Below are 10,160 nucleotides of genomic sequence, written 5' to 3'. Positions count from 1 at the left end.
TGGCAGAGTTGGAAAAACAGATTAATCGACTTCCCCATTTGCCAAAGTGGTTTGTGGAAATCCCTTATCAAACCACTTGACTATTGGATCATCTTTTTTATGGAGTTCTCTAAGTCACCGAAACGCAATTGTTCGGGGGTAATTTCCAGAGGTTGCAGGTAAAAACGGATTAATTTGAGAAAAGATGGCGAATTATAGGGTTTGAGAAAATAATCGTCGGCTCCCGCTTCCAAACAGGCGAGACGTTCTTCTAGGGTTTCTTGAGATACTAACAAAATAATATAAACGCGACTTCCCTGGGAACGTAAACGACTAGAAAAATTCACACCGGCCTTCGCTGCGAGGAAGCGATCGAGTATAATCATCGCTGGCTGACAACTTTTCACTTCTGGGAAAGCGATATCAATGCTAGGCACGATCAGGGGACGATAACCTGCTTCTTTCAAGTCCGCACTAGCTAGTTTAGCGATATTCTCCTCAATTCCCACCAAGAGAATTGAAGAATTCGGAACGGATGTACTCATAAATCAGCAGCGGTAAAGAAATAGGAAAGACAGGGAGGGGACTACCTAATTATAGTTAATTGATTCTTGCCTAACCGATTTAATAAAAAAGTTAACGCTGTGGTGCGTTGGACAAAATTACCATTGATAGACCAACCGGTCACTCGATCGGGGGACGACCAGAGGCTAAGATGATCTACAGGTGGATCTGCATAAAAGTTTTCTTGACCACTACCCAGTAAACAGGAACTCCAATGGGTAAAATAATCGTGACTCAGGCGATAAATGGGAAAATTACCGATTAATGGCACTCCCCACCCGTCTAGAGCTATTAAAGCTCGAATTGTCGCCCCTTGAGCTTGCCAATAATGAGCTAAAGCGATCGCATTTACCACCCCCGCACTAAACCCAATCAAGGTTAGAGCTTCTCCCGGTGAAAAAGCTTCATTTAAGCAAGAAAAAGGCGAAATAATAATATAGGAACGTAATTTGACCGATTGGCTCCCCAGATGTCCTAAAAAATCCTCGGTCAATCTAGAATCATGAAAACCCGGACAAATTACCAAAGACATACAATTAATTGACACTCCCCGAAGCGCTCATGGGAGGGATTCTCGAAGCTCATCACTGCGCTTTCTGGTTTCCCCTACTCACGTCTTACACGATTATGTCCTATCCGAACCTACTAGAATATCACTTGTTATCTAGTTGTCCACTTGTGGATAGCTCTGCAAGCGTTTTGGTCTTTCAACCAAGATTCGGGTATCAGTAGTCAGGAGACAGGAGACAGGAGACTCCGAGACAGGAGACAGTAGATTATTTTATTTATTCTTCCCACTTCCCTACACCCCACACCCCACTCCCCACACCCCACTCCCCACACCCCACACCCCACTCCCCACACCCCACTCCCCACTCCCCACTCCCCACTCCCCACTCCCCACTTCCTCACTTCCCCACTTCCCCACTTCCCCACTTCCCCACTTCCCCACTTCCCACTCTGCCATAACTACTCCTACATACTTTGTGCTTTTTGTCAAAAAAACTTTTTCTTTGCAATAAAACTACACAAAAAAAAGATCATCGTTGTGGGTGAAATTGACTGATTTACCTGTCTTAATTGGGATTACCTTGTAGGTGTGGCAAGGGTTTCAACCATTGCTGTCCAAAAAAGCAAAGAATAACCCATTATGAAATTCAGTAAAATCGCTGTAACCATCATAACATCGTTGTTAAATAAAAATCTTTCTCAATTAATTCTTAAGAATTTGTAAATATTGCGGAATGTTAATTTAAATATTCTCAAGCTTTTGGAGTCAATAAATAATTTTTGCTTATCTTTGTCGAACATTGGGTGAGAAGTCAGTATTCAGGAGATAGGGTGATAGGGTGATAGGGTGTTGGGGTGTTGGGGTGTTGGGGTGTTAGGGTGTTAGTGGAAATTCCCCCACGTCCCCACTTCCCCACTTCCCCAATGCCCAATCAAGGCTGGATTTATCGAGATAAAATTAGCAAAAATCAGGCAGGATTAAGCTTATTAGCTTACTATACGGGCAAATATTGCCATTCTAGCCCAGAAGAATGGCTCGATCGCATTTTATCGGCAGCAATTCTAGTCAACGGTCGTCCCGCTTGCCCCGATACAGTCTTGGAAATCGGGCAGCAATTGACCTATCAGCGCCCGCCGTGGACAGAACCGGATGTACCGCTCTTTTTTGAGGTACTCTACGAGGATGCCGAGGTGTTAGTGGTGGCGAAACCTTCGGGATTACCCGTGTTAGCGGGGGGTGGATTTCTCGAACATACTCTCATCCATCTGGTACATCAGCATTATGCCGAGGTCACTCCCTATCCAATTCATCGTCTTGGTCGCGGCACTTCCGGCATAGTCTTAATGGCGAAATCAAAGCCCGCTAGAGCTAAATTGAGTCAACAGATGCGGGAGGGGAAAATTACTAAAATATATCGAGCTTTAGTTGGTCAGGGCGACATACCAGATAATTTTACTATTAATCAAGCGATCGGGAAAATTGCCCATCCCATTTTAGGCCATGTTTACGGTGCGCTCACAGATGGGTTATCGGCCCGCAGTGATGGTCGAGTCTTAAAAAAACATCCCGATAGTACCCTATTAGAAGTAAGAATTTTTACGGGCAGACCCCATCAAATTCGCATTCATCTGGCCTTTTTTGGCTATCCTTTAATCGGTGATCCATTGTATGGTCTGGGGGGATTACCGCGACCGGATGCAGTACCGGGAGATTGTGGTTATTATCTCCATGCCAATCAAATCGTTTTTAATCATCCCAGTACAGGGGAAAGAATCTCTATTTGTTGTCCAGCGCCGCCGGAATTAGTAGATAGGGAAAATCTGGAAATCTAGCCCTATTTTCACCCCCCCCAAGCCCGATCGCCAGAGTCGCTAAAAGACCACTTCGGTAATCACACCCTCAATTGCCCCGAAGCGAGAGCGAGAAACTAAGACAATTCGATACAATATTGTCAACAAGCATTAAGCGATTTAAACTATCGATCGAAGGTAAAAGTCCCGAAGTTATCGAAATCTAGGGGGAGACAAAAACAAGCATGGGTAGAGTAGTAGGCATTGATCTAGGGACAACTAACTCCGTCGTCGCCGTGATGGAAGGCGGAAAGCCAGTGGTCATCGCCAACTCGGAGGGCATGAGAACCACCCCTTCTGTGGTCGGTTTTAATAAAGATGGGGAGTTAGTGGTCGGTCAAATGGCCCGGCGACAAGGGGTACTCAATCCCCAAAACACCTACTATGGAGTCAAACGCTACATAGGTCGTCGCTACTCGGAATTAAACCCCGAATCGAAGCGCGTCCCCTACACCATCCGCCGGGATGAGATGGGCAATATCAAGATTAAATGCCCCCGTCTGCAAAAAGAATTCGCCCCCGAAGAAATTTCCGCCCTAATTTTACGCCGATTAGCCGAAGAAGCCAGCCGTTATCTGGGGGAAGAAGTTACCAGGGCCGTAATCACCGTCCCCGCCTATTTTAACGACTCCCAACGTCAAGCCACCCGGGATGCGGGCCGAATTGCGGGGTTAGAAGTGCTGCGGATTCTCAACGAACCCACCGCCGCCGCCCTGGCCTACGGTCTCGATGAACAAGAAAGCAAGAAAATCCTCGTTTTTGACCTGGGAGGCGGTACTTTTGATGTTTCTATCTTGGAAGTGGGTGACGGCGTTTTTGAGGTGAAAGCCACCAGTGGCGACACCCAATTAGGCGGAAATGATTTCGATAAAAGAATCGTCGATTGGTTAGCCAATCAATTTTTGGAACAGGAAGGCGTGGAGCTGCGCCAAGACCGGCAAGCCCTACAAAGACTCACAGAAGCGGCAGAAAAAGCCAAAATAGAACTGTCTGGGGTCAGCGTCACCGATATTAATCTGCCCTTTATCATCGCCACGGAAGACGGACCTAAACACATCGAAACTCGCCTGAGTCGGGCCCAATTTGAGGAATTATGCGGCGATTTAATCAGTCGTCTCCGTCGTCCTCTCAAACGCGCCCTTTCTGATGCCGGTTTGTCCCCCGTCCAACTAGACGAAGTGGTACTGGTGGGCGGCGGCACGCGGATGCCGGTGGTTAAGGATTTGGTGCGGAGTTTTATCGATAGGGAACCCAATCAAAATGTTAACCCTGATGAGGTTGTAGCGGTCGGGGCGGCTATTCAAGCAGGAATTTTGGGCGGCGAGGTCAAAGACGTGCTGCTCCTCGATGTTACCCCTTTATCCTTGGGTTTAGAAACCATCGGCGGTGTGATGAAAAAGTTAATCCCCCGCAATACCACTATTCCCGTCCGCAGAGCTGACCTTTTTTCCACTTCCGAAAATAATCAAACTGTGGTGGAAATCCACGTTTTGCAGGGGGAAAGGGAAATGGCCAGCGATAATAAATCCCTGGGACGTTTTAAATTAACCGGTATCCCCCCCGCACCCCGGGGTATTCCCCAAGTGCAGGTGTCCCTCGATATCGATGCTAACGGTATTCTACAAGTCACCGCTAGGGATAAAATGACCGGACGGGAGCAAAGTGTCACCATTCAAGGCGCTTCTACCCTCAGCGAAGGGGAAATTAACCGCATGATTGGCGATGCTGCCCGATTTGCCGAAGCAGATCGTACCCGTCGCGAAAAGGTCGATAAACGCAATCGCGCCCGCTCTCTGGTGGATCAAGCCCAACGACGCTTAAAAGATGTTACTCTCGATTTTGGTAATGAGTTTACCCGTTCCTATCGTCGTCAAATTGAGTCTTTGAGTACGGAAATTATCGACGCTTTGGAGAAAAATGATGACCGTCGCATTGATCGCGCCCAGGCAGACCTACAGGATGTTATCTATGAATTAAATCGCGAGGTACGGCTACAATACGACGAGGAAGACGAGGGCTTTTTTAGCGCTATTCGCAAGACTTTTACCGGGGATAAGGAAGATGAGCTTCCATCTGAACCGCGTCGCGATCGTTATCGTCAGGATTATCGTCCCAGTACACCGGGTTATCAAAGTGATTATCGACCCAATTATTCGGCTAATCAAGATAGTTATCGCCCCCGCAATCAGGACAATTACGACAATGGCCGCGATAGCGATTGGTCAAGTTCCCCCCGTTCGGAGGAAAAAAGTTATAACAATAGTAAAAGTAACCGCAGCGGCGGCAATCGTTCCCGCAATATTCCCCCCCAAAATAACTGGGATGATGACGATGATGATTGGTTTTAATCAGTGATCAGTAAACAGTGATCAGTAAACAGTGAAAAGACAGTGGGAAACTACTATTTAATACTGCTCGCTTAATACATACTGCTCACTTAAAACTCAAATCTGATAACTGATGACTGATGACTGATGACTGATAACTGATAACTGATAACTGAATATATGCCACAATTAGTTAATTATTATGATGTTTTAGGAGTATCTCGAACGGCTACTGGTGACGAGATCAAAAAGGCTTTTCGACGACTGGCGCGTCAATATCATCCTGATGTTAATCCGGGGGATAAATCGGCCGAAGAAAAGTTTAAAGATATTAATGAAGCTTATGATGTTCTCTCCGATGAAGAAAAACGGGTTGAGTATAATCGTTCCTTGACAGGAAATAAACGCCGCGGGATACGTCCGGGGGAAAAAGCGAATAGTAACGGTAATGGAAAAATCCCCCGTACAGAACAGGATTTATGGAAGTTTAGAGATTTTAATAACCTTAATACTAAGCGCGCTAAAATTGCCTCCTCTCCCCGTTTAACTCGTCGAGATGTGGAAGCAAAATTAACTTTACCTTTAGAGAAAGCCTATCAAGGTGGCAGACAAAGAATTCGTCTGGAAGATGGTAGATCAATAGAGGTTGATATGCCGGCAGCTATGATCGATGGGCAGAAAATTCGTCTCAAAGGTCAGGGTATTGAAGGGGGTGATTTATATTTAAAAATAACTATCGCTAGGCATCCTTTTTTTAGGATTCAAGGTTCCGATATTGTCTGTCAAGTACCGATTACTCCTAGCGAGGCAATTGTGGGAGGTTTTGTGGAAATTCCTACCATTGACGGGTTAGTTAAAATGATGATTCCTAAGGGATTAAAAAGTGGTCAAAGATTACGTTTGGCTAACAAAGGTTATCCCACTTCCCAAGGAGAAAGGGGCGATCAATTAGTGGAAATTCTCTTAGTTAATCCTCCCAATCCTAGCCCCGAAGAATTAGAACTTTATCAAAAAATACGGGCAATCGAAACTTTTAACCCTCGTCAAGGTTTATAAAGATTATACTAGGTGGGTTACGGCAAATTTGAAATTTTTTGTCAAAAACATAACTTGTTCTTGCCTAACCCACCCTACACCTAACCCTTAATTCCTGTCTTTTTATGATCAATATAATTGATACAATTAAACCTTTTTATCCTCTAGCTTTCAAGGCTATTCGGGGCAATTTAGAGGGAACACAAAAACAATTATTAAATACTCTCCAAAAAATCGATCGCTCGCGGGGGGAATTTTGGGGACAATGGCTAATCTCACAATTATCAGAATCCCTCAGTTTTAGCGATTCTCGCCTATCCCAAAGCCTCTGGGGGTTAAATTTCCCCAATCCCGTCGGATTAGCGGCAGGATTCGATAAAGACGGTTTAGGGGCAGGACTTTGGCATAATTTCGGCTTTGGTTTTGCCGAGGTGGGTGCTGTCACCCTAGAAGGGCAACCGGGCAACCCAAAACCGAGATTATTTCGTTTACCGGAAGATTTGGCGGGATTAAACCGTATGGGGGCAAATAACCTCGGTGCGCCAGTTCTAGCGGCAACTCTCCAACAATCTTGGCAACGACAACCCCGACAGATTCCCATCGGCATTAACCTCTGTAAATCGAAAAATACGCCCCTAGAAAAGGCCCCAGAGGACTATTTAGGCAGTTTTCGCTATTTATTCCCCCATGCCGATTATTTTGTCGTTAATGTTAGTTCTCCCAATACTCCAGGTTTGCGTTCCCTGCAAAGTGGGGAACAACTCGATAAAATCCTCGACATTTTACAAACAGAAAATCAAGGCAGAAAACCCCTATTAGTGAAAATTTCTCCCGATTTAGAATGGGAAGATATCATAACAATTATTGACTTAGCTTTCTCCTATCAATTAGCTGGAATTGTCGCTACTAATACTACCACTAAACGCACGGGATTAAAAACCACAATTCTGCCCGAAACCGGTAAACCAATCACTGAAGAAGCAGGGGGAATTAGTGGGCAACCTTTGCGGGAACGTGCCACGGAAGTGCTCAGTTTTATCTATCGGCAAACCCAAGGCAATTTACCGATAATTGGAGTGGGAGGCATTTTTTCTCTCGATGATGCTTGGGAAAAAATTACCGCCGGTGCGAGTTTATTACAGATTTATACCGGTTGGTTATACCAGGGTCCTTGGCTAGTATCAAATATTTTACAAGGATTAACAGAAAAATTAGAGGCTAATGGGTTGACTAATATTAATCAAGCGGTGGGAATTAATAATGGACTTCTGCCAAAAATCAAAAATATTCCCTTAGGGAAAGAGTCACAGGCCCGTATTCAGGAGTCAGAATAAGCAAAAGAAAGACATTGTTTACTAGGCTCGATGATTAAATAACAATTGTTAACAGAAAGAATCTAGGTCGTGAGCATCCAGCTTTTTTACAATTGTTTGCATAAATATTAATAATTATGACAAAGCATCAGTTCTTAAAGAGTTTTTATTCTGGGCTTATCAATCCCTTAATAAAAGCCTTCTAATCTCAAGAGAGAACGTTTTGTTTCCTTGAGATTAGAGGACTAAAAAATTAATGATTGCTTCACCTTCTAACCCCAAAAATGTTCTAGCGGCAACTCTGCTAACAGTGGGAATTTCCCTAATAAACGTACCGACGGTTTTAGCGCAGGCCCATACTAATACAGGCGGACCGCAGGTGACAGGATTAAATGGTTATAAATATACGCCCCTATTTACAGTGGGTGAAACCATTAACAATTACACTCCCATCGGTATTCTGGATGGAATTGGCGTTATCGATCTAGGAAATGGGACGATTCGTGCCTTGGTCAACCACGAAGTTAGAAATAACCAAGGAGCCTCTTATACCCTGAATCCGGGTACTGCTAACCAGCTTTCCGTGACAGGAGCAAGAATCAGTTACTTTGACATCGACACCAGTAGTCGTCAAATTATCGGTTCTGGATTAGCCTTCGATAAAATCTACGATCGCTCTTACAATCTAATCACCAGTACCAGTCAATTTGAACTCGCTCCCACCATTGGAGGTTTAGATCGTTTTTGTTCTGGTGCCGCTTTCGGTCGTTATTCCTTCGGTCAAGGGATCGGTTTTGAAGATAATATCTACTTTGCTGGAGAAGAAACCAGCAATGGGACTCAATGGGTTCTCGATCCTACCAATTTCGGTATCTGGGCTGCCCCAGAAATGGGTCGCGGCGCTTGGGAAAATTGGACAGAAATTGATACAGGTAGAAGTGATCGCATTGCGATGATCGGGGGTGATGATACCGAGTCCGCGCCTCTCTATCTCTACATTGGGGAGAAAAACGGGGTCGGAGATGGTAGTTTTCTCGATCGCAATGGTCTCAAACAGGGCAAACTGTATGTTTGGGTAGGCGATGAAGGTATCGATCCCCGGGACTTTGGCGGTACTGGTAACACCAGTGCCGGACGTTGGGTAGAAGTGGTGAACGAGGGAAATGGGGTTGGTTTTCTCAATGGTTTTGCCACCGATAGCAATCTTCGCGCCCAAGCGGACGCTTTAGGAGCTTTTTCCTTCTCCCGTCCGGAAGATGTCTCGATTAATCCCAGTGATGGTTCCCAAATTGTTCTTGCTTCCACCGGACGCAGTTCTTTATTCAATGGGGCCGATAGCTGGGGAACCGTTTATATCTTCGATAATAATCTGGTTTTCGATCAAAACGGCAATCTCGACACCGCTGCTTCTAGCGTCAGCGCTCGCATTCTCTACGATGGTAATGATGCGGGTGGTGGTCAATTTAGCGGTCCCGATTTTGGGGTGAGAAGTCCCGATAACCTCGATTGGTCCGATGACGGTACTATCTATATCCAAGAAGACCGTTCTTTCTCTGGTTTCGGTCAAACCTCTGGAGAAGAAGCCTCGATTTGGCGACTTGATGCCACCACCGGACGAGCGACACGAGTAGGTCAGATCGATCGTAGTCCTAGTTTACCAGGTGGTCAAACCGACAGCAGCCCCAATGATTTAGGTAACTGGGAAACTTCGGGGATTTTGGATATTACTGAATTCTTTCCGGGCGCTCGACCGGGAGAAAAAATTCTGATTCTCGACGTGCAGGCCCACAGTGTGCGAAATGGCAGCATCGGCGGGCCCAATAATCTTGTCGAAGGTGGTCAATTAGGTTTATTAACTGTCCAAACCCCGGAACCAACTCTCCTTTTTGGTTTAGGTTTCTTTGGTTTATCTGCCTTGGCATTAAAACGGAAACAACGCTAAAACGATAATTTCTTGTATTGTAGGGGGTTGAAAATAATCCAGCCCCTATTTTTTGTCATTTTTGGCTCTCTTGGATATTGGGTCAAAAAGGTCTAATACTAAATCCGTTGAGTAACGCACAGAAAAGGGGTTTCTCGGAGAAACCCCTTTTCTACTCATGCAAAAGGCAAAAAGGGGAATGAATAATCAGTTTTTAATAACCAGATTTAGTATAATATAGGTTCATAATAACCTTATTTTTTAAAAGGCTGTACTTTTCAACAAAATTATTATGATTCTGATAGCTTTTTAAGCATCAAAGTTAACAGCAGTAGGTTTAATATTTTTAAAATAAATATATTTAAAATAAATACAACAATTCAAAAACAATACTTTTTGATCTAAACTATTTTATAATAACAGGGATTTTTCTTGTCTGTATTTCTGCATACTTAGTAATCAGAAAATTTTCGAGAATCAAGGAATTTTGTCTATCTCATGTCCAGTTGAATGATCAAATTAGCCTTTTATGATATTCATATCAACAATATTTGAGCATTCTAAGCTGTACTGCATTTAAACTGCGTATTAGATATTTTAGTACAAAAGCTCCAACTACTTCCCCCCGCTCCCGTGCAGTCTTAACGAGTAATTTAGATA

General features: G+C 44.4%; 7 protein-coding genes and 1 pseudogene. 5 read left to right on the top strand and 3 right to left on the bottom strand.

Features of this window, described 5'->3' with window-relative positions:
- Nucleotides 1-110: 110 nt before the first annotated feature.
- From H6G48_RS03875 to H6G48_RS03865, 3 genes and pseudogenes are all read right to left on the bottom strand, one after another.
- Nucleotides 111-524, bottom strand: a pseudogene (locus H6G48_RS03875) (response regulator); the annotation flags it as partial.
- Nucleotides 525-565: 41 nt separating this feature from the next.
- The gene (locus H6G48_RS03870) at nt 566-1,075 is read right to left on the bottom strand and encodes a hypothetical protein (RefSeq protein WP_190719245.1); all 510 of its coding nucleotides are present in this window, start codon (nt 1,073-1,075) and stop codon (nt 566-568) included.
- A gap of 270 nt (nt 1,076-1,345) precedes the next feature.
- Nucleotides 1,346-1,510: a hypothetical protein gene (locus H6G48_RS03865; protein WP_190719241.1), complete on the bottom strand. Its 165-nt coding sequence runs from the start codon at nt 1,508-1,510 to the stop codon at nt 1,346-1,348.
- A gap of 467 nt (nt 1,511-1,977) precedes the next feature.
- Here H6G48_RS03865 and H6G48_RS03860 point away from each other — a divergent pair, with 467 nt between their 5' ends.
- The 5 genes from H6G48_RS03860 to H6G48_RS03840 all read left to right on the top strand — a co-directional run bounded on the left by H6G48_RS03860 (nt 1,978) and on the right by H6G48_RS03840 (nt 9,521).
- Nucleotides 1,978-2,886: an RluA family pseudouridine synthase gene (locus H6G48_RS03860; RefSeq protein ID WP_190719248.1), complete on the top strand. Its 909-nt coding sequence runs from the start codon at nt 1,978-1,980 to the stop codon at nt 2,884-2,886.
- Between the two features lie 203 nt (nt 2,887-3,089).
- The gene (dnaK, locus tag H6G48_RS03855; RefSeq protein ID WP_190719238.1) at nt 3,090-5,252 is read left to right on the top strand and encodes a molecular chaperone DnaK; all 2,163 of its coding nucleotides are present in this window, start codon (nt 3,090-3,092) and stop codon (nt 5,250-5,252) included.
- Nucleotides 5,253-5,411: 159 nt separating this feature from the next.
- A complete protein-coding gene (locus H6G48_RS03850; protein WP_190719235.1) occupies nt 5,412-6,287 on the top strand; it encodes a J domain-containing protein in 876 nt (291 codons plus the stop codon).
- 104 nt (nt 6,288-6,391) lie between these two features.
- Nucleotides 6,392-7,600, top strand: coding sequence for a quinone-dependent dihydroorotate dehydrogenase (locus tag H6G48_RS03845; RefSeq protein ID WP_190719232.1), 1,209 nt, complete (start codon nt 6,392-6,394; stop codon nt 7,598-7,600).
- A gap of 235 nt (nt 7,601-7,835) precedes the next feature.
- Nucleotides 7,836-9,521, top strand: coding sequence for an alkaline phosphatase PhoX (locus tag H6G48_RS03840; RefSeq protein WP_190719229.1), 1,686 nt, complete (start codon nt 7,836-7,838; stop codon nt 9,519-9,521).
- Nucleotides 9,522-10,160: the final 639 nt, after the last annotated feature.

Source organism: Microcystis flos-aquae FACHB-1344 (assembly GCF_014698375.1).
Taxonomy (GTDB): domain Bacteria; phylum Cyanobacteriota; class Cyanobacteriia; order Cyanobacteriales; family Microcystaceae; genus Microcystis; species Microcystis aeruginosa.
This window is presented reverse-complemented; position numbering and strand designations above follow the sequence as displayed.